Raw genomic sequence first — 20450 nt, forward strand, 5'->3', positions numbered from 1 at the left:
AGGTTATTCTTATGCAGTAGTGAAAGGGGGGTGGATGGGTTAATTTATACTGTTAAGAAGTAACTATTAGTAGTGGTTGAAAATAGTGTAGTCTATTTTGTATTATTAATCAATAATTTATGTGAAGAATGTTTCTTTATATATTATTTTAAATAGTCGAATATTAGTATATTTTTACTCTTAAGTCAGTTATTGATTTTCATATTGTTACTATACATCGAGAATTACGGTGCAAAGGATTAATATATTTAAAAGATAATAGACAGGTATCAGTGATACCTGTCTATTATAGATGCAGTTAGTCAAACGGACTATTATCTTCATTTAAACTATCAACAAAATGAATAATTGCCTTTAGTAAATCAGCTTTCTCGGTATAAACTATAGTTAATGTACCATCTTCTTGTTCCTTAATATAAGGCTTAAAGATTTCTTCAATTAGTATTTCCATTCCATGGTCAGCGTATTGTTCAGCGATTTTATAAACTTTCTCAGCATCATCAAGAATATTTAAATTTTGCTCTCCGGATGATTTAACTGCAATAGATCTTAATACTGTTTCCTGATGCTCATCAAGAGTTCCAGACCATAGTAACATTTCAGTATTCTTTAATTCATTTCTATTTCCTGATTTATATCCAATAGTACAGCAAAGAGTGAATAAATCTTTGTTTTCTGTGAAGATACGAGGGCTCGATTTCTTATCTGTTCTTAATTCTCGGTAGATATCAATAAATCTCCTTCGAACGTAAATACGATGTCCTAAGCTCATATTGATTTACTCCTTTCGATTGCCTTTATATTAGATAGATCCTCAGGGGATACTTCTTCAATTTTCGTTACTCCTTCAGAGATGGCGTCCAGTAGATAGAATTTCCCCCATTTCCCAGTATCTTTTAAAAATTTAGCTTCTTCATCTTCTTTAAATTCACTACCAGTAACAAGTAATATCCATTGTGGAGTAATCGTCGGGATATGACTTACAAGATTATACCGGTGATCTGGTGACAGACGTCCAAATGGGGTATCCATAAATAAAGGTATTTCCAACATTGAAGTTCCACCAGCAACTGCGGCTAATGCAGTAATAAAGGATAGAGAAATAATCTGCCTTTGACCAGCTGATATGTTGGCAAGGAATGGACGACCACTCCAATCTAGTACATCTAAAGTATAATTGTCTTTTACAATTATTTTTTTTAAGTTTGTTGATCCACCTTCATCAATAAGGTTCTTGAAGATGTCGTTTGCTTTAGATTCAAGTTCAACTTTTATCTCTTGTTCAAAGCTTTGAATAATTTCATTTAGAGCAGTTAGACTTTTATCAACGATCTCCAATTGACGGGTAATTTGGGCTTGTAATTCATTCTCAACTTTAAGGCTTTTTTGTTTTTTCTCAAGTGTCTCTTTATATTTGAGAGCCTCGTCACGTTCTGCTTCATAACTCTCTAGTTGTTGTTCAGCTCTTGCTATATCCTTCATTAAAGTATCTCGATATTGGAAGTCGTTAACCATATCTTGCTCTGAGATTTCCCCAACATCCTTCTTTAACCGTTCGTAATCATTTGTATATATTTCTAGCTGCTCTTCAATTTGGGCGGCATTAGTAAGGCTTTGAGATATAGAATTTGAGGAGTACATAATATGACTTGCTGTTGTTTTTAAGTCACCAAATAACTTCATTGCATGTTTTTCATAAACCTGAGTATTTGATTTTTGTTTCCAGTTTAGTAAACTCTCATATTCTTTTGAACCAATACTTAGCTCTCGGCCGCAAATACAACTCATCTCATTTAATAATCTGTCAATTAGCTCTGTCTTTATTTCAGAAGGTACTTCTCCACGAATTCTTTGCCCCTCTAAATCAGCTATTAGTTCTCCAACCGTGTCTTTTGCAAGTAGTACACTAAGTGAAGAAGTTAATTCGACCATTTGTTGGTTACTCTGACTATGCTCTTCCTTTAGAGCATCAATTGCTTTTTCTAAGTCAAGGATTCTATTAAGAGTAGGTCTTTGTTCTTCAATTTCTTTCAATTTCCGGTCAATTTCTGCCTTTTGACTTTCTGCAAAGTTTAAATCTTTCACTATGCTATCAATTTTGTTTTGAATGTTGGCCAATTTTTCATCGACTGCTTCAATTTCTTGGAGGTTCTTAAACATTTCACCTGTTGAAATCTTTTTTAGTTCACTATTTAAGTCTCTTTTGCTTTCTTCTAACGCTTGCTTTAATAGAAATAAATTATCGATTTTTAATAGGTTTTTAATTCCTGTACGTATATTTTCTTTCTGCTTTTTTGAAGCTTTAGTTAAAGACTCAATACGCTCACCATCAAAAAGGAAGTAGTTTTTTACACGTTCATCTAAGATTGAATTAATAATTTCACGAATATCATCGTTCTTCGATTCATCATGATATTCGGTATTTCCATCATCTTTGATAATTGTTAATTTGACACTTGGCAGGTCTTCATGAATCTCTCCATTTTGATCCTTTATAGCATTGAAATATCTTCTAATTTCATATCGTTCATTATTATGGGAAAAGTCGATAGTAACTCCTACTGTAATTCCTTTTCCACGTTCAGCGGCTTCATCAATCGCTTTTAAATTTGCCAAATAAATTACCGAATCTTTATTATCCTCAAATTCATCTTGTTCTAGATAACGGTCGCCATAAAAACCAAATAACATTGAACGATAAAGAGTGGTCTTCCCTCGACCATTTTCACCATAGACTACAGTAACGTTAGATTTGTCATCTTCATTTACACCAGAAAATTCGATAGTTTGCTCTCCGTAATATTGTTTAAAGTTTTGCATGACAATCTTTCTAAGTCTCATTTCATGCTCTCCTTCGCCATTTTCTCAATGTCACGTGAAATACGGTTTTTTACACGTGTTAATTGTGCTCTTTCTGTGTATAAGATTCCTTTTTTAAGAATGTTTTGTACTTCTTCATCATAGTTTTCTATTTTTTTTATGATTTTGTCATTAATTTTAAAGTTCTCCATTTTGGTCACTTCCTTCTTCATTTTGCATCATACGATAGGCATCCCAAGGTTTTAAATCAATAATATGGCGAAGATTATAAGCGCCAAGGATTGGTAATATAACTTCTCGAGATTCAAATTTATTTAATGCTCCTTCTGCAAACTCAGCAAATCTTGGAATCTCTCTTTTTAATAAACCAGCTCCTGCATCTTCCCCCCAGTTTGATGTTGGCGGAACAGCATAAAAGTCATAAATGATAGCTTCTTTCTTGTTTTTATACTTACGTAAAATACGACCACGGCGTTGAACAAATTCACGAGGGTTTGTTGTACTAGATAAAAAGTAAGCTTCTTTCGTAGCTGGAATATTTACACCCTCATCCAAACATTTCATAGCAACGAGTATTTGTATATTACCATTTCCAAATTGCTCTAGAAGTTCCATTTTCTTTTGATTTGAGACTGTGTATATAAATTCATGTGCACGAATTCCCAAATTAGCGAGCATTTTTACAACCTCATTTGTTTTACCAAAGGGACTGTATACTAGTGTGTGTTGAATATTACTTAGTCCAACACGTTCTATTTTTTCTTTTAAGAGTGTTTCAAGTAGAGTCATTTTTTCTTCTGCTTTATTTACAACTCTAGATCGTAAAATCAATAACTGATGAACTTTTTCCCTACGCTCAGAAATTGAAAGGTTCTTATCATTTTGCACATTAATTATTTTTTGGGTAAAAGATTGAAATTGCTCATATTCCGTATCAGTTAGTGTCACTGTTTTAGGATAAAAACGATAGGGAGTAAGAAATCCCTTTTCAACGGCTTCAGTAATGGGAAGATCTATAACAGTTTTATCAAAATAATTTCTTAATTTACTACTTCCATCCTCATCAAACCATCTATCAGGTGTAGCAGAAAGACCAATTCTATAGTCGAAATTTGGATGTAGTAAGCGACTAAGCTTTCTTGCTCCTAAGTAATGTGATTCATCGGCAATATATAGAAATGGTGCTTTTACAGTTTCCATTAGTTTTAAAAACTCTTCAGAAGCACCTGTATCATGAGTAGTTATAATACATAAGTTAGTTCTTAATCCTTTATTAATATCAAATATTTTGGTGCGTAATTGCGAAATCCACGTGGAAGTTGTATCTTTACGGACTAATGGATTAAAACCAAACATTCGAACCTCTTCTTCCCATTGTTCAATTAAGTGGTTAAATGGGACAGTGATTAGAATAAAACTGCTATTTTGTTCATTCGCAAACTTTGACGCTGCAGCGAGAGAAGTGATAGTTTTTCCTGTTCCAGTTGCCATTTCAAATAATCCTTTGCCATCATTTGCAAACCAGTTATCAATAGCTTGTGATTGGAACTCATGCAAAGTAATATGCTTAGGGAGTTTAAATTGTAGCTTTTTAATTGGTACAGGAAGTTTATATGGCCTAGGTTTATTATCCTTCAGCTTAACAATATCTATTTGAATTGCTTCAGGAAGGTCATAAACATGATAAAAACTTGAATTCTGAATAAACGATTTGTCAAACCTAGTTTCATGCCCTTCTACAAATCCCTCTTGACCAGGTATCCAAGAGCGAAATATGGAAACCCCCTCACCATTGTAGCTTGCTTTCTCAGAATCATTTAATGATCCATGAAGGGCAACCTTATCTCCGTTACTATCCTCAAATATTGCAAATTTATCATGAAAATCTCCACGGTTATTCTTCGGAACAGCAATCTTAATTTCAAGTAATCCATCAGCAATGAGCCAGGCTAATATGGTAAGTTTTGCACTTGTCATATTTAATCTTAAATTCTCTACTTGTTTAGCTAATGTTTGATAAACAATATTGTTTTTTTTTGCTTCGGTTCCAAGCCTGAAAGCGTCCCAATCCATTTCACTTAAATGAGGGGAAGTGACAAGGATGATTTTCCCTTGCTCTTCGGCCATTTTTAATAAGCCATCCATACACATTTCAAGCCATGAAGACGTGAAGTATCCAACGCCTCTTTTATAAGAGATTGAATTTGAAAGTAAAGGATTAAATAAATCCTCGAAAATGTTATCATTTTCATTATCATAAATATACTTTAAATCTAGTGAACGAAAAGTCATTATCTCACCATCAATTCTTTTAGTATTACTTCATCTTTTGTTAATTGATAATCTAATTTTCTATCATCGGATTTTAAATAATAATTTGGGATTGAAGAATTACCACACATATCGATAGAATACAAGTATTTTTGCAGCTCTGACACTTTTACATATCCATCATATTTATTTTTCAATAAATAAGAAATAAAATCCTGTTCATTTTTAATACCGAATGAATTATCCTTTGATAAGATTCCTGCCTTTTTCGTCCCCAATAGAATAAAGTTATTAGTAGTTTGTAAGATTGAAATTAACAATGTGTAATTCCACTCAAATGTCGGATTAATACTCGGGAATTGCTCAATTAAGATATCATTATTAATTATGTCTCGTTCTATATGGATAAAAGGTTTATTTGAATTATGCAAGAAATTCTCTAAAACTTCTATTAGAAGGGTTTTCTTTTCTTTATTCCATTCGATTAAATTTACATGTGCAAACTCTTCTGGAAATACCTCTAGAATTACTTCTTTATTCTTAGAATAGGCCATATAATATGTTGACATTGCCCAGCCACGTTCTTGAACAAATTCCTCATAAAGCTCATCACGTAGAAAATAATCTTCGTTTTCTAAAAAGAATGTTTCAAACTGCCCTACAACAGAGAGTTGTTCCGTTTTATACTTTCCAACAGGATGAATATGTGGAAAGCGATAAAAGTCAAATTCCTCAGTATAATATTTCTCAAGTAAATGGTATAAGACTCTACTATCTTTGATATTCATTTGTAGTAATGTGGACTTTCGTTCTTCGAAAATCGTTTCAATAGAATAGCTATTTTGTAGATGATTCATCTTCTTCTTTGCATACAAGAATATTCCTTCGAGTTCTTCTTTCTCAATATTTAGACAATCAATGTGAACAAGGCCATTTGATGTTTTTAATAATACCTCTGAAGCTGATATGTTTTGTTCAAACATAGTTTTTGTCCAACCGATAGTATTAATAAAATAATTTGTAAGATCTTCATTTGAAATATAACCATTGTTATTTTTCACATATTTTTCTAAGACTTTTTTCTTTTCTAATCTCTCTTGTCCTGTTGTAACCAAAGTCGGGGAGCGACTGTAATTAAATGCATCGGGAAAATGTATCTTAAGTAAAGAAAACAATGCGTGTTCTGTATCAATCTCTAGTCTCTTTAGCTCATCTTCAAATTTGCTAAATGCTATATTTGTGTTAATTTGCTTAATTTTATCGGAAAGTTGAGACTGCAGCCATTCTTTGATTGGAGAAAGTGTATTAGTGTTAACGTCTGGGTGAACTGCTGAGATATGTTTAAAGAAACCTAATCTCCAAAGTACTATTTTATTCTCATCACGAGTTAAGTTAGCAATAATAGATCTAGCTGAATCGTTTTTAAATTCCTCTGGGAAGTACTCTAATAACTTTTTAATAAATAAATCTTGTTTTTTATATATATCCAAGCCATCAGCGAATTCTTCTTCAAAAACTATTTGGCACATACGAGCTTTTGAGAATTTTTGCTTATAGGTATAAAGATTGGACTGGTTAGTTGATTCAAACGATTCACATATTAATTGGTTTGTTACGACTTCAAATTTGTTTGAATTTAAATCTTTGTCGCTAACAGAATTTATAGTAAGGAAATTTACGACATATTTTTCAATCTCCTCACGAGAATATAGATGAGTTTCTTTTTTGTCATTTGTGATATCAGACTTAAAACTTTTAAGTTTTTGAAGGAATTCATCGCGACCATATAAGGATAAATAATCATCGTAAACATAAAATGGCATGGAATACACATTTACTAATGACCGCATTAGTTTTATTATATTTTTATCTTTACCTTTAAAAAGGTCGTAGATATTAATAAAAACATAGTCTTTTATCTCCTGTTCTAGATAATCAAAATATTTCTGATATCTTTTGAACATTTTATCTAAACTTTTTCTGACAATTTGTCTAACTCTCTCACGAGTCACATTATATTTTTCTCCTATCTCCTCTAACGTACTTTCTTCTAGTCTATGAAAAACTATTTCCCAATCTCTTTGTTCTAGGAATGGTGGTTTGTTGTTAATGATAAACTGGTTTAAAGAACGAGACAAAAGTTCCTGTAAACCTTGAATAGGTAGATGGTTGTATATCTTAGTGCTTAATTCACGTCTTGCTATTTTTTTATATCCATTTGAACGAAAGAACTCTTCAATTTCATATGGAAGATCGCCGAGTACTTTTATACCTCTTTCGAAGAATAACTTTAGGACATCTTGACCAAAATAGTCTTTCATTATAGGAATTTGCATCCATATATCTTTGAATGGAATAAATTCACCTAGATACAAAAATCCTCCTTTTTCAGTGATGGTAGAAGTAGAGTAATTCTTATTACTAGTTAGTTGAGTTGTTTCTTTTGGTTTACTACCAAGCGTTAGAAAGAATTTTTCTACTGACCTTTGACCCACTTGGGGTACCGTTAACAAAAAGCTTAAGTCACTAGGTAAATCAATAACTCTTTTGTAACCCCTCTTAATTAATGTGCTTAGAACTTTTGACGCAGGTATAATTCCACTTGACAAAGAAATGTTAGTACTTTTGCATGGTACTGAATAACTGAAATTTCCCACTTGGAAAACTAGATTTTTTTCAGTTGACTTCTTTACTTCTTTGTTGTTTGATTGAACACTAAACTCATTATCGAGATTAATAGAATCAGTTTTAATAACAGAAAATCCTTCTTTGGAAAAGAATTCAGTAGCTTTTTCAAAATTCATATACTCATTTAAAATATGTTCTATTGGCACGAGATGAAGGTCATACTTCTCATGAATTCCATTAGGAGCCAATTGTATTTTCAAAAAGGCATACTTATAATCAAAGTCTAATCTAGAATTGTGTTCTTCTTTTTGTAAAAAAAGTATATATCCGTTTCCATTATTACTAGAAAAATTATACCGTGATAATCTGCCTGAAAACTCAAATCCCTGGAAAGATAGATACTTAATCACTGTCCAAAATACATCGAAGTCTTGATTATAGACCTTTTTCAGTTCATTTTCATTAATGTCAGCATAAGTTTTCCAATTATATTTTTCTTTTAATTTAGAAATAATATTACCACCATTAGTTGGTAACAGTTTGTTCATTAAGTACGTGGGGATAATGACATTAGACATGCTTTCACCTCATACATTTTTATATTGATACACATACTTGGATCTTAACAAATAACAGAATAAAGATCTATAGATTAAATAGAAACTAATATCTATTACTACTCAAAATAGAATTACTCAATTAAATGTGCCAGAGGTAAAAGAGAATGTGTTATCAAAAGCAATTCAGGTATAGTTAAAGAGAATCTATGGAATAAACAAAATAGGGGTTAAGTTGTGACATTTTTGTGATCTAAAAGTATCAAAGGAGGAGTGCTAAAAAGAGTCGAAAGAGGTAAATACTGTTTAATAGAAGAAAAGGAAATATTAGCGTGATATTTGACTGGAGGATTAAACTAGGTTGAAATCAGAGTGATCGACGATTTAAAAGTAGTTACACTACAAGAAGTACGTAAAAATGATTTTGATTATATCACGAGTAGTCACATTTTTGATAAGTTGTATTACTCTCTCGATTTTCGAAAACCTGGTCCATATGATACCACTAATCGTAAATTAGGCTGTATGATTGGGGTTATTGGAAATTTTGATGTTGAGCAGTTTGGTGTACTTCCACGAACCGCATTTCCCGATAGAACCTTATTTTCTGATATTAATATTGATGGAATCACATTTAAAATAGTATGTTTTCATTCACTAACAGGTGTAGGGTATAAGAAAACAAAACCAGCTCAATTTACAGGTGTTGCAGAGTATCTACACTTTCACAAGGAAGTACCTACAATATGTTGCTTTGATGCAAATGAAACAGAAGTAGATCATTATGATATGGACAATGTGCAATTATTCAAACAGAATGGTGACCGAGGAGTCGGCGCATCATTAATTTTGAGTAATAGACCAGTACATAGAATGAAGGATACTTATCGAACTTGGTTCGATAAAAATAAGGAAATATTAGATGTTATTAAAGCTAAGCAGGATAGTGTTCAGGATGAGAAAGAATTGAAATATACACCATTAACAGCTTCACATATTATTAATGGTAAATTTCCTAAACGGTATGACTATATTTTCTCTTCAGAAGAATTTAAGGTAAAGAATGTTGAATATCGAATGGAAGACTCCTTAAAGGCTGGAAGTGACCATGCGATGGTGGTTACTGATTTACAGCTAGACTACAGTATGCTCTTACCACGCCTTAAGATGTAAATATATGTCTATATTATTGTGAGAAGGGTTAGACCTTTCATTTCAAAGTGTATGAGTAAAAACAATGCTCTAATGTAATATCAAAGTAACATAGATATTAAAGCTAGTTTCATACAACACAGAAAAGGTTATACATAGGAGGCCTATTACCAAATGAATAACACACTTGGTAAGTATGTACTAGGGCTAACGTAGGTACTACTTATCACGGATTGCAGTCCAAAAGGAAGATATAGAACCAGCAACAAAGGATAAGGAAGATGATGTGGCAATTGTAGAGGTAGAAGTGGAAGAGGAGGAACTACCGTGAAACCTAAAATACACAGAACTAGTTTACAAAGCAAGACTGACATATGGAATGCCGTTATCGATGTACTAAGTAATTATGATCTTCTAACTGCGGAAGACTTACAAAAAGAAAACTTCATTCTCTTTCAATATTATTCTGAGCTTGAAAGTGGGGGACATGAAAGCTTACTTAATTGGTGGGAATTCTATATTAATGAGGTAGGGATAGATAATTATTTAAACGAATTAATCGGAATTCTTGAGAAAATTGGTGCTCATGAGTATGCAAGTATTGAAAAAAGGTATGGAAGCGAAATGTGGAATTTGTACGTAGCGTTAGAGAATGACGAGATTGAAGTAGATGCATTTTATAAAGTAATCGAAAAAGCGAACGATGAATATGATAAGCTTAATAATAAGTTAGATAAGTTATTAGAAGAGCATTTTATTACCATACACACTAACATAATTGATGTAATTGAGGATTAAAACCAAATTTAACCATCATCTAGAGGCATTTGTTCAGAATAGAGAACAAATGCCTTCTTTTTTTGTCTGAAGATAATATACATATAAATATTGATTGGAACCAATGGGGAGGAGAAAAGTATTGAAACGATTAGGTGTACTAATAATCATGGCATTGTGTTTCTTAATGGTTGCTTGTACTACATCAGATAAAGCAGAAAGTGAAGATATCAATCAACAGACTGATGTAGAGCAACGTGACCAAGGTGGTAAAGAAGATGTAAATACAGACGAGGGAGAAGAACAAGAAAGTACAGAAGACGAAACAGAATCGGAAGTGGGAAATAATACAGAATATCAAAGCTGTAAAGGAATATTATTTTCTGTTAGTCAAGAAATTGAAGGTAGTGTACTAGGAGATTGTATCGTCGAGGCGATGCTCGCACAACAAAGCGGGAGTCATATTGTGAAGGATGAAAGTGGTATTCATACGACAGTTGATTTCAAATGGGATCCTCATTTTTCACTTGCTGTTGATAATGAAGAATTTGCAGTCATTCTTAAGGAAGATACTGGTTGGATGAAGACGTTGGACGGTAGATGGATACAAGAGGACCCAAATAGCAATCATCCAGAAGTGAGGATGGCAAATACTATCATCCAAGGGTATCGTGTATTTGCAGATCCACGTTTTATTGCAGAGTTATTAGGAATGGTGAATACATGGACTGTTGTTGGTGAGGAGGCGGTACCGGATGCAGAGGCTTTTACAGATACAGCCTGGAAGCTAACATCAGATGACGTCATTGATATGCAAATATCGGTCATTTCCGATTTTGAGTTTTGGATTACAAGTGACTATCTCGGTGCTTATTTTGTTGCGACTGGAAGTGCGGGGGGAATTAGTGTACAAACATCTAATACGTTTACCCAATGGGGAGACGAAGTGGATATTCCAGATCCAGAACAATAATCAGAAAGAGTACTAAGGAGCATGCTAAAATGGGCTACTAAATACTTTTTTTGTATTGACACAATCAGTACTATGTATTACTATATACTTGTAGTCGGTAATACTTATTACCAGTATCACTGAATACTGCTGGTATAGCAGAAGTGAAAATAGTAAAAAAGAGGGATAAACTTGGAAAATATTACTGAAATGCTGAAAGGGGTGCTCGAGGGGTGTGTGCTTGAAATCATTAGTCGAGGTGAAACGTATGGCTATGAAATTACGCAACAACTGAGAGAACTTGGATTTACAGATGTGGTGGAAGGTACAGTTTATACGATTACCATGAGACTCGAGAAATACAATCTAGTGGATATCGAGAAAAAGCGTTCCACAATGGGACCACCGAGGAAATTCTACACCCTCAATGCAGCAGGTCAAGAGCATCTAGAAGTCTTCTGGAGAAAGTGGGAATTTGTCTCCAGTAAAATTAACGAATTAAAACAAAACCAAAATGAAAAGGAGCAATAAGATGAATATTTTTGAGAAGATAATTGGAGATTTAGAAGAGAAAAAAGAATGGAAGGCATTGGAGGAACGAGCAAAGGCACTTCCAAGTGAATACCGGAACGCTTACAATGCTAGTCAAAAATATATGTGGAACTCAGGTGGCGTTTCTGACTGGAAAGATATAAAACGGATATTCGGTGGTATTCTTGACCTCTTTGAAGAAGGAGCTCCGCAAGGTAAGAAAGTCACAGAACTTACCGGTAATGATGTGGCAGCTTTTTGTGATGAATTAATGAAGGATAACAATACTTGGATGGATAAATACCGCACGAAGTTGAACGATACCATTAATCGAGGCTAATTAAATAATGTTTATAGATCGACAAGAAGGCCAATTCTTAAAGTGAGAACGGGCCTTCTTTTTTATATGATTCTAGATAAATTATGTTAATCTGATACTAAATCAGGCTTTTAATTATTGGTAATGGTAGTAATCCATACTCTATAATGTGCGACTGATATTCTTTTCAATGAGAGCTACGGTTCCTGTCTCCTCAAAGGTTTGAAACTAAGAAATAAATGTTGTAGTCGATATTTTTTATATAAGAAATGTCGAGTATCATAAGAATTGCTCCGGTATGATTAAGACATGAAAGGAGGGAAATCATGTTACGAGAATTAAATCAAGTGATGGATTATATTGAAGAGCATCTAACCGAAGATTTATCTCTTGAAATGATTTCTGAATATGCGGGTGTCTCTGACTATCATTTTCGAAAGATCTTCTTCTACCTCTCGGGCATGACTCTAAATGAATATATCAAAAATAGGAAGTTGTCAGAGGCAAATAAAGAATTATTACAAGGTGAAACAGTAACCGATGTCGCTTTTAAATATGGTTATCAATCCATGGATGGCTTTACAAGAGCATTTAAAAAGTGGAGTGGATTCTTACCTTCAGATGTTGGTAAGAGTGGCGTAAGTAAATCATTTCCCAAACTTTCATTTACTATAACCGTTCAAGGAGGAGTTACGATGGAATTTAGAATTGAAAAGAAACCAGCATTTAACTTAGTTGGTGTGAGTGCACGTGTCCCAATTCAATTTGAAGGAGTAAACAATGAGATTGTAAAACTTGCACAAAGTATTACAGAACAGCAAAGAGAAGAGATGCGCTCACTTCAGAACATCGCGCCATATGAAATTGTCAATGCATCTTTTGAGGCGGATGCTAATTTCTTAAAAGAAGAGGGAGACTTAACGCATTTAATAGGTGTTCTAACAACAGAAGATCAATTTAGTGTTCAACTAGATATTGTTCCTGTAGAAGCCTATACTTGGGCAGTATTTCCAAATGAAGGACCATTCCCTTCCACGTTACAAGAAACAATGGCCAAAACTTATTCGGAGTGGCTTCCATCTTCCGATTATGAAGTAATCAATGCACCTACTTTTTCATTTACGAAAATGAATGAACCAAAAGAAGGCTATGCATATAGTGAGATTTGGTTACCAGTTCGGAAAAGATAGTATGTATCAAAACAAGAAGAAGCTCAGGAGCTAACCTGAGCTTCTTAGTTGTAGGTCCAGGCAAATTCATTAAAGTACCTTCTCCACTGACTCCATATCAACCTTCTCTTCCGCCTTCTTATCTGGGAATAATAAACTAAATACAATCCCGAAGAACGCTGCAATAAAGAATGTAGTGAAGCGAGATGTCATGATTTCTTCTAGTGGTGTGCTAATCCAAAGAATGGTTGAGACAAGACCAGATACAATGGTTGCGATAACACCTGCGCCGGAATACCGTTTCCAGAAGAATGTCATTAGGATGGCAGGGGAAAGGGTACAACCTACACCGGCCCAGGCCCAACCAACAATGAGGTATACGAGTGATTCTGAAACAAGTGCAATGACCATACCAACAATCCCAAATATTGCGATGGATAGACGAGATAACCATACAAGTTGTTTATCCGTTAATTTAATCCCTAATGCCTTATGGATGATATCCTCTGTAACCGAACTGGTAACAACGAGTAGTTGTGAGTTTGCAGTTGTGATAATAGCTGCTAATACTCCAGCTAATAGAATTCCTGCAATCCAAGGTGGCATTAGTTGAAGAATCATCGTTGGAAGGATAATTTCAACATCATCAAATGACCCTTGGTTATACATGGCAATGGCAGCAAGACCAATCGTAAATGCTCCACCATACGCTAAGAATGTCCAAACAATAGCAACGATACTACCGTGATTAGCTTCTTTATCATTCTTTAATGCCATAAAACGTGAACTTAGCTGTGGTTGTCCCCCTAAGAATCCGAAGAACCAGGAGAAGTTATTAAAGAACAGTACACCAATTGCAAATCCTGTTACCCCTCCAAACCAAGAGTCGAAGGTAGGCCCTGCTGAAATGAGGGACTCCGTAATGGAAAGATCATTTGTATTAATGTAAATTAATGCAAGAATCGGTAATCCAACTAATGTAATTAGCATCATGATACTTTGAACCATATCTGTCCAAGCAACCGAGATAAAACCACCTGCAAATGTAGTTAGGATAATAACTACCGTTGCGATAATTACTCCACCTATTTCCGGCATACCAAACGTTGTTAATAATAACTTCCCTGCACCAGCCATTTGGGCACCAACATAGAACATTAAGAACCCGGCAATTAAGACACCACTTAACCACCGTATCGCTTTTGCTTTGTCTCCAAAACGAACAGCTAGATAGTCAGGCAGGGTTAATACTTTATACTTGTCTGTTTCGCGCATGAACTTCTTTGCTAAAAATAACCAAGAGAAAATGATACCAGAAGCAATACCAGCCGCAACCCAGACACCTGAAAGACCAGTCATAAATACAAAACCTGTGTATCCTAAAAGTAACCAGGCAGACTCACCAGTAGCCCGTTCGGAGAAAGCTAACACCCATCCAGGTACCTTTTTTCCACCTAGTAGGAAATCAGACTGTGTCTTACTACGTCTTCCAAAAAAGTAACCGACTGCAACAATAATCACACAGTAAATAATAAACTCTACGAGAATAATATTCATAATAACCTCCATTAATTTAGTGTGGTTCTTATCATCAGAAATCTAAACGGGTACCAACTCCTTTTTCCACCGCACGTTGATAAATAACATTTGCTGTAACGGTATCAAATAATGCCATACCTGTAGATTTGAAAATTATACTTCTGCCTGCTTTCGGTTGTATTTTGTTTGATTGAAAAAGATAAGATGACATGGTCTGAATGCTATCTTCATGAATCCAATTGTTTTCTAAAGGTGTCGTGATATCTCCAGATTCGATCACTGCATCATGAGAATCAACAAATATTTGATCAGATACTTGATAAAGTGCTTCTGGGAATTCTCTCATGGTCGGTTGAAAGGATCCAATACCAATAACGAGTTTGTCTTGAAGTAATGATGCATCATTAGGTAAAACAGGTTCATAAGAAGTAGTAGCCGTGACAATTATCTCAGCGTTATGTACTGCTTCTTCTAGCTCTTCTGTTTTGTGAAGTGTAATTGGGGAGTTGTTCCATTTCCTAAATTCCTGAATAAATGAATCTGCCCGTTCAGGAGTTCTGTTGTAGAGATAAATATCAGTAATAGGTCTTACCGTACAAGCAGCTAATGCTTGATATAATCCCTGTACACCTGTTCCAATTATGGCTAGTTTACTAGCATTCGGTTTCGCTAAATGACGAATAGCAGATCCTCCAATAGCACCTGTTCTGAATCCAGTTATAAATGAACCATCTAAAATAGCTTTTATTTCACCAGTCTCATTACTATTAAGAATGACTAATCCATGAAGTGTAGGATGATTTGTATTATTAGGAAAAGAAGTTACTAGTTTCGTAGCAATTGAGTTGTTTGTCATACAAGGCATAAGAATTAGGGTATTCTCCCCATCTGCAACTTGCATTCTTGTTGGCATGGTATAGTTTTCAGCATCGTATAAACGGTAAGCTTCATCGATAGCATTTATGGTATCTTCCATGGTAACAGCAGCTTTGATATCCTTCTGATTCAAGAATAACAAACTATTCACCTCCTTGAGGATTAATATTTGGATTATTTATAATATTTTTAACTTAAATAGAGATGAAAATCTATAGTCAATTTGACTAAAATTATGGGACTTCTAGTAATCTTTTATTCTATAGATTAGCAAATTGGTGTGTTTGACGTTGTTTAACCGTATAGAATAAGGTGATTTGGTGGGGTTTGTACATAGTGCACAATTAATTTTGTAAGCGTTTTCTTTTGTGGTGGAGAATGGAACTAAAGTACTGGGGTTTCTGGGGGAGGTGACTGAGGAATTGGAGTATGTGCCCGGGGTTTTGGATCATGAGTCCGAGGTTCCAGAGTATGTGCCCAAAGTACCGTAGTATGAGCCCGAGGTTAAGAAGCATACGCCCGAAGTACCGGATCATGAGCCCAGGGTTTTGAACCATGTGCCCGAAATTCCGTAGCATGTGCCCTAACTTCTAACCCATGCGCCCGAAGTTCCTGAGCATGTGCCCAAGCTTCTAACCCATGCGCCCGAAGTTCCAGAGCATGTGCCCAAGCTTCTAACCCATGCGCCCGAAGTTCCCCAACATGTACCCAAAGTCCCCCCATGCCCCCACCCCCTCAGTTAAAAAACAAAACACCCAACAGAATCCCAAAAAGTTAAAGGAATTACAACTCACACTGTCGAACTATATAGTTAAAATACTCACTTAGTAAACCCAAAGAAGGTGAAAATGTGCAATATATTAAACAAACAATTAGAGAACTAGAATCATATTTTCCACAGCGCAACAAAAGGGAGGATCATGATGCATTCTGGGAGCGTACGTTGAAGGATGCTCGACATCATCCATTAAATGCTCAGTTAGAAGAATTACCATACCCAATTAAACAAATTCAAGCATTTGAACTGACATATCATGGATTTGATGGAACTCCAATCAAAGCTCATTATATCCTACCAAAGAATCACCAAGATGCTCTTCCTTGTATCATCTTTTTTCATGGTTATATGGTAAATAAGGGATCCATCTCTGATTATATGAAGTGGCTAATTCAAGGGTATGCGGTAATTGCAGTGGATTGTAGGGGACAGGGGAAGAGTGCGGATTATTCGCAGTATTCTTCGGATGGACTTGGGACCTGGGTAACGAAAGGAATCCTAGATAAAGAAGAATATTATTACCGGAAAGTGTATGTAGATGGGGTGCGTGCGGTAGACTTTGCTTGTTCTCAGCCAGAAATTGATGCTGAAAGAATTTGTATCATGGGAGGTAGTATGGGTGGAGGTATTACGTTAGCGGTTGCGTCACTACACGACAAGCCAAAGCTTGCAATTGCTGATATGCCGAATATGTGTGATATCCCCTTAGCTATCGAACAGAAAATGGAAGGCTCATTAACTTATGTAGAAAACTTCCTGCACCGATATCCTGAGCATATTGAGTTAGTTTATGATAATCTAACCTATTTTGATAATTTAAATCTATCTGAGAAAATCACTTGCAAAACTAGGATATCGCAAGGACTGAAGGATCTTATTTGTCCTCCTAGGGCTACTTTTGGAGTTTATAACTTGCTTGAGGCACCTAAGTCGATTGAAATCTATCCGTTTGCTGGTCACAATATGCATTTTGAAGAACATATCGATAAGACAATCCAATTTGTGAATGAGAATCTATAGAAAAGTATGATGGTAGGTGATACAGATGAATTCATCAAACCTGTTTCACTATTCCGAACTTCACTTTTTTAATAAAGCATAGTATAATAATTACAGTTGATTAGATTTCAATGGATAACATTATATATAATAAGAGGTGCTTATTTGTGAGTGCGGTAGGTTCTAAATAGGAGAAATTTAATGAAATAAATATGATGACAGAGAGGGAATTATAATAGAATTTCATACCCTTTGTTTTGTCATGGATTTATTTCAATACCTGTGAAGATACCTACAATACTTTATAAAGCGCGTAATCATGATGAGTTAGCTATACGTTTAGATAGCTTATTTCAATATGTACAGTACACTTGCCTTGTAAATGTAATGAAAGCTACGGTATCCCCGTAGCTTTTTTGTGTTTATTTTGGTTAAAGTGATGAAGTGGCTAACCATGACATGTCAGTCATAATCTAACTTCATTGAAATCTAACGGCGAGGTATCTTCATGTATGATAAAAATTAGTCATAGTGAGGAGCAAAAAAAGTGAATGAAATGACTTTTGAAAAGTTGCAATATAACGAGTTAAAAGGAATAGTTAAATCGTATTGTGTTAGTGGATTAGGGAAAAAAATGATAGATAATTTGAGACCTAGCTCAAGTATGAAAGTAGTGAAGAATCGTTTAAATGAAACGACAGAGGCAAGAGCGATATTAGATGCGGTAGGAAATGTACCATTTTTCGGTGTCTCTAATATTGAACATATCATTCAAAATCTCGAAAAAGGTGTGATACTGGAACCGGAAGATTTGGTTAGTGTATCGGATTTCTTAAGAGGCTGTAGGAAGATTAAACAGTTCATGCTGGATAAAGAATTCTTCGCACCGGTAATCGCTTCGTATGCGAATTCGATGTCTGAATTTAAGAATGTAGAAGAAGAGGTTGATTTTTCAATAAAAGGTAATCGTGTTGATTCAAATGCGAGTAAGGAATTAAGACGAATAAGAAGAAGTATGGAAACAGTTGAAGAGAAGATTAAAGAACGATTAGATAAATTTTTAAATCATAGTACCAATAAGAAGTATATTCAAGAATATTTTATTAGTAAGAAAGACGATCGCTATACAATACCAATTAAAGCTTCCTATAAAAATCAAGTTCCAGGGACCATTATTGAAGTTTCATCTAAGGGTTCAACAGTCTTTATAGAGCCGGATACCGTTACAAAATTAAACGGAGAGCTTGCAAGTCTGAAAGCAGAAGAAGCGATTGAGGAATATCAAATATTAGCAGCTTTATCAGGTATGATCTTCGAGAACATCGATGCTATCAAAATTAATCTGGATCTTATAAGTCAATATGATATGGTGTTTGCAAAAGCAAAATTTAGTAAACTTATAGGCGGTACGGAGCCGAAGTTAAATGACTACGGATATATAAAATTAGTTAACTGCAAGCATCCACTATTATCAGGAGACGCGGTACCGCTGGATTTTGAAATTGGTCAAGACTATCGAAGCTTAATAGTTACGGGACCAAATGCGGGTGGTAAAACGATTGTACTCAAAACAATTGGATTATTAACGTTGGCGACGATGTCAGGTTTTCATATTACTGGGGATAAGGAAACGGAAATTTCTATTTTTGAAAACATCTTTGTCGATATTGGCGACAATCAAAGTATGGAAAATGCCCTTAGTACATTTTCATCGCATATGAAAAATCTTTCCGAAATCATGAGTTTATCTAATAATAATACATTGTTATTATTTGATGAAATAGGTAGTGGAACGGAGCCGAATGAAGGGGCAGCAATTGCGATATCTATTTTAGAAGAGTTTTATCATATGGGTTGTATTATTGTTGCTACCACTCATTATGGAGAAATTAAACACTTTTCAGAAATGCACCCGGATTTCATGAATGCAGCAATGCAATTTCATAATGAGACATTGGAACCGAAGTATAAGCTATTAATAGGAAAATCAGGGGAAAGTAATGCCCTTTGGATTTCAAAAAAAATGAGATTACGTGATAATGTACTACAAAGAGCAAAAGGTTATATGGAAAATAAAGAATATCATCTAGCCAGTGTAAATGAAGGTAAATTAAGGAAGCCTAAAAAAGTTAAAGAGAAAAACCAAGAGGTGTATGAGTTTAAAAAAGGGGATCGGGTGAAATTATTAGACCATGATGACGTTGGAATCGTGTATGAAGAAAGAGATAATTTCAATAATGTTGTCGTCTTTTATAACAAGGAATTTATTAAAGTTAATGATAAGCGACTCGCGCTAGAGGTACGAGCACAGGAATTGTATCCAGAGGGATATGATTTTGAAACATTGTTTATCGATTACCAGACACGGAAAATGCAGCATGATATAGAACGCGGTTCCAAAAAAGCACTTCGCAAAATTCAAAAGGAAATTCGTAAGAACAGGATGATAGATAATGAGTAAGTTTGAATGGAGAAAGCAATTGAAGGAACTATATTTACCTAAGAAGCAACCTACCAAAATTGATGTTCCAGAAATGAAGTTTTTCACTTTAAAAGGGAAAGGTAACCCGAATAGTGAACACTTTAAAGATCATATTGAAATCCTCTATGGTTTGTCCTATGCCATAAGAATGATGCCTAAAAAAGGAATCACTCCCGAAGGTTATTATGAATATACAGTTTTTCCTCTAGAGGGACATTGGGACTTAGATGAAGAGGGTAGAAAATTAGATTATTTAAGTAAAGATCATTTCGTATACAAGCTTATGATAAGACAGCCTGATTTTGTAACAGAAGATTTGTTTCAATATGCGCTAAACCATGTTCAACAAAAAAAGCCAGATTTTAATCCTAAAAGTGTTCAATTCGAGAGCATAACGGAAGGATTATGTGTTCAAGCAATGCATGAGAGAAGTTATGATGAAGAACCTAAGACCTTCCAGTTAATGGAAGAGTATTGCACACAAAACAATTTAAAAAGGGCAGAGAAGACCCATAAAGAAATATATATTTCTGACCCAAGAAAGACAGTTCCAGAAAAACTAAAGTGGATGAAGTTTAGCCTATAAAAGATGCAAAAGCG

At 34.6% G+C, this 20450-nt stretch carries 17 protein-coding genes; 9 read left to right on the plus strand and 8 right to left on the minus strand.

Translation table 11 applies throughout. The features are described 5' to 3' along the window. Positions 1 to 298: 298 nt before the first annotated feature. Genes BN999_RS17000 through BN999_RS17015 form a run of 5 tightly spaced genes read right to left on the minus strand, consistent with a single transcriptional unit; the run spans position 299 to position 8297 of the window. Positions 299 to 772, minus strand: coding sequence for a hypothetical protein (locus BN999_RS17000; protein WP_096273381.1), 474 nt, complete (start codon positions 770 to 772; stop codon positions 299 to 301). Beyond that, positions 769 to 2841 carry an AAA family ATPase gene (locus BN999_RS17005; protein WP_096273383.1) on the minus strand — a complete coding sequence of 691 codons (2073 nt, stop codon included), beginning with the start codon at positions 2839 to 2841 and terminating at the stop codon, positions 769 to 771. The genes BN999_RS17000 and BN999_RS17005 overlap by 4 nt, the downstream gene beginning before the upstream one ends. Continuing rightward, the gene (locus BN999_RS20775; protein ID WP_176482018.1) at positions 2838 to 3011 is read right to left on the minus strand and encodes a hypothetical protein; all 174 of its coding nucleotides are present in this window, start codon (positions 3009 to 3011) and stop codon (positions 2838 to 2840) included. Before BN999_RS20775 ends, BN999_RS17005 begins: the two co-directional genes overlap by 4 nt. Beyond that, positions 2998 to 5112 carry a DEAD/DEAH box helicase family protein gene (locus tag BN999_RS17010; RefSeq protein WP_096273385.1) on the minus strand — a complete coding sequence of 705 codons (2115 nt, stop codon included), beginning with the start codon at positions 5110 to 5112 and terminating at the stop codon, positions 2998 to 3000. The genes BN999_RS20775 and BN999_RS17010 overlap by 14 nt, the downstream gene beginning before the upstream one ends. Continuing rightward, a complete protein-coding gene (locus BN999_RS17015) occupies positions 5112 to 8297 on the minus strand; it encodes a sigma factor-like helix-turn-helix DNA-binding protein (protein ID WP_096273387.1) in 3186 nt (1061 codons plus the stop codon). The genes BN999_RS17010 and BN999_RS17015 overlap by 1 nt, the downstream gene beginning before the upstream one ends. Positions 8298 to 8648: 351 nt before the next feature. Here BN999_RS17015 and BN999_RS17020 point away from each other — a divergent pair, with 351 nt between their 5' ends. The 6 genes from BN999_RS17020 to BN999_RS17045 all read left to right on the plus strand — a co-directional run bounded on the left by BN999_RS17020 (position 8649) and on the right by BN999_RS17045 (position 13197). After that, the gene (locus BN999_RS17020; protein WP_096273389.1) at positions 8649 to 9449 is read left to right on the plus strand and encodes a hypothetical protein; all 801 of its coding nucleotides are present in this window, start codon (positions 8649 to 8651) and stop codon (positions 9447 to 9449) included. Between the two features lie 306 nt (positions 9450 to 9755). Next, positions 9756 to 10226, plus strand: coding sequence for a DMP19 family protein (locus tag BN999_RS17025; RefSeq protein ID WP_096273391.1), 471 nt, complete (start codon positions 9756 to 9758; stop codon positions 10224 to 10226). Positions 10227 to 10347: 121 nt separating this feature from the next. Continuing rightward, positions 10348 to 11178: a hypothetical protein gene (locus BN999_RS17030; protein WP_096273393.1), complete on the plus strand. Its 831-nt coding sequence runs from the start codon at positions 10348 to 10350 to the stop codon at positions 11176 to 11178. Between the two features lie 171 nt (positions 11179 to 11349). Beyond that, on the plus strand, positions 11350 to 11688 hold the full coding sequence (locus tag BN999_RS17035) for a PadR family transcriptional regulator (RefSeq protein WP_096273395.1): 339 nt from the start codon (positions 11350 to 11352) through the stop codon (positions 11686 to 11688). Between the two features lies 1 nt (position 11689). Continuing rightward, positions 11690 to 12028, plus strand: coding sequence for a DUF1048 domain-containing protein (locus tag BN999_RS17040; protein ID WP_096273396.1), 339 nt, complete (start codon positions 11690 to 11692; stop codon positions 12026 to 12028). A 305-nt stretch (positions 12029 to 12333) separates the two neighbouring features. Beyond that, entirely contained in the window at positions 12334 to 13197 is an 864-nt protein-coding gene (locus BN999_RS17045; RefSeq protein WP_096273398.1) for an AraC family transcriptional regulator, read from the plus strand. A gap of 69 nt (positions 13198 to 13266) precedes the next feature. On the opposite strand, the gene BN999_RS17050 is transcribed toward BN999_RS17045, so the two are convergent. The 3 genes from BN999_RS17050 to BN999_RS17060 form a co-directional block, all read right to left on the minus strand. Further along, positions 13267 to 14733, minus strand: coding sequence for a sodium/proline symporter (locus BN999_RS17050; protein ID WP_096273400.1), 1467 nt, complete (start codon positions 14731 to 14733; stop codon positions 13267 to 13269). 34 nt (positions 14734 to 14767) lie between these two features. Further along, positions 14768 to 15733 (minus strand): ornithine cyclodeaminase family protein, encoded by a 966-nt coding sequence (locus tag BN999_RS17055; RefSeq protein WP_096273402.1) that lies wholly within the window; start codon positions 15731 to 15733, stop codon positions 14768 to 14770. A 362-nt stretch (positions 15734 to 16095) separates the two neighbouring features. After that, complete coding sequence (locus BN999_RS17060; protein WP_096273404.1) at positions 16096 to 16314, minus strand: hypothetical protein; 219 nt, start codon at positions 16312 to 16314, stop codon at positions 16096 to 16098. Between the two features lie 127 nt (positions 16315 to 16441). Between BN999_RS17060 and BN999_RS17065 the strand changes: the two genes are divergently transcribed. The 3 genes from BN999_RS17065 to BN999_RS17075 all read left to right on the plus strand — a co-directional run bounded on the left by BN999_RS17065 (position 16442) and on the right by BN999_RS17075 (position 20436). Beyond that, on the plus strand, positions 16442 to 17389 hold the full coding sequence (locus tag BN999_RS17065) for an acetylxylan esterase (RefSeq protein WP_096273406.1): 948 nt from the start codon (positions 16442 to 16444) through the stop codon (positions 17387 to 17389). 526 nt (positions 17390 to 17915) lie between these two features. Next, positions 17916 to 19829, plus strand: coding sequence for an endonuclease MutS2 (locus tag BN999_RS17070; protein WP_096273408.1), 1914 nt, complete (start codon positions 17916 to 17918; stop codon positions 19827 to 19829). Then, positions 19822 to 20436: a GyrI-like domain-containing protein gene (locus BN999_RS17075; RefSeq protein ID WP_096273410.1), complete on the plus strand. Its 615-nt coding sequence runs from the start codon at positions 19822 to 19824 to the stop codon at positions 20434 to 20436. Before BN999_RS17070 ends, BN999_RS17075 begins: the two co-directional genes overlap by 8 nt. The last annotated feature ends 14 nt before the right edge of the window (positions 20437 to 20450 follow it).

Source organism: Paucisalibacillus globulus, from assembly GCF_900184735.1.
GTDB classification, from domain to species: Bacteria; Bacillota; Bacilli; order Bacillales; family Amphibacillaceae; genus Ornithinibacillus; species Ornithinibacillus globulus_B.

Excerpts from the sequence above, each read along its gene's own strand:
- BN999_RS17000 (WP_096273381.1), bottom strand. The coding sequence starts at position 772 with ATGAGCTTAGGACATCGTATTTACGTTCGAAGGAGATTTATTGATATC.
- BN999_RS17005 (WP_096273383.1), bottom strand. The coding sequence starts at position 2,841 with ATGAGACTTAGAAAGATTGTCATGCAAAACTTTAAACAATATTACGGA.
- BN999_RS20775 (WP_176482018.1), bottom strand. The coding sequence starts at position 3,011 with ATGGAGAACTTTAAAATTAATGACAAAATCATAAAAAAAATAGAAAAC.
- BN999_RS17010 (WP_096273385.1), bottom strand. The coding sequence starts at position 5,112 with ATGACTTTTCGTTCACTAGATTTAAAGTATATTTATGATAATGAAAAT.
- BN999_RS17015 (WP_096273387.1), bottom strand. The coding sequence starts at position 8,297 with ATGTCTAATGTCATTATCCCCACGTACTTAATGAACAAACTGTTACCA.
- BN999_RS17040 (WP_096273396.1), top strand. The coding sequence starts at position 11,690 with ATGAATATTTTTGAGAAGATAATTGGAGATTTAGAAGAGAAAAAAGAA.
- BN999_RS17045 (WP_096273398.1), top strand. The coding sequence starts at position 12,334 with ATGTTACGAGAATTAAATCAAGTGATGGATTATATTGAAGAGCATCTA.
- BN999_RS17050 (WP_096273400.1), bottom strand. The coding sequence starts at position 14,733 with ATGAATATTATTCTCGTAGAGTTTATTATTTACTGTGTGATTATTGTT.
- BN999_RS17060 (WP_096273404.1), bottom strand. The coding sequence starts at position 16,314 with ATGGGGGGACTTTGGGTACATGTTGGGGAACTTCGGGCGCATGGGTTA.
- BN999_RS17075 (WP_096273410.1), top strand. The coding sequence starts at position 19,822 with ATGAGTAAGTTTGAATGGAGAAAGCAATTGAAGGAACTATATTTACCT.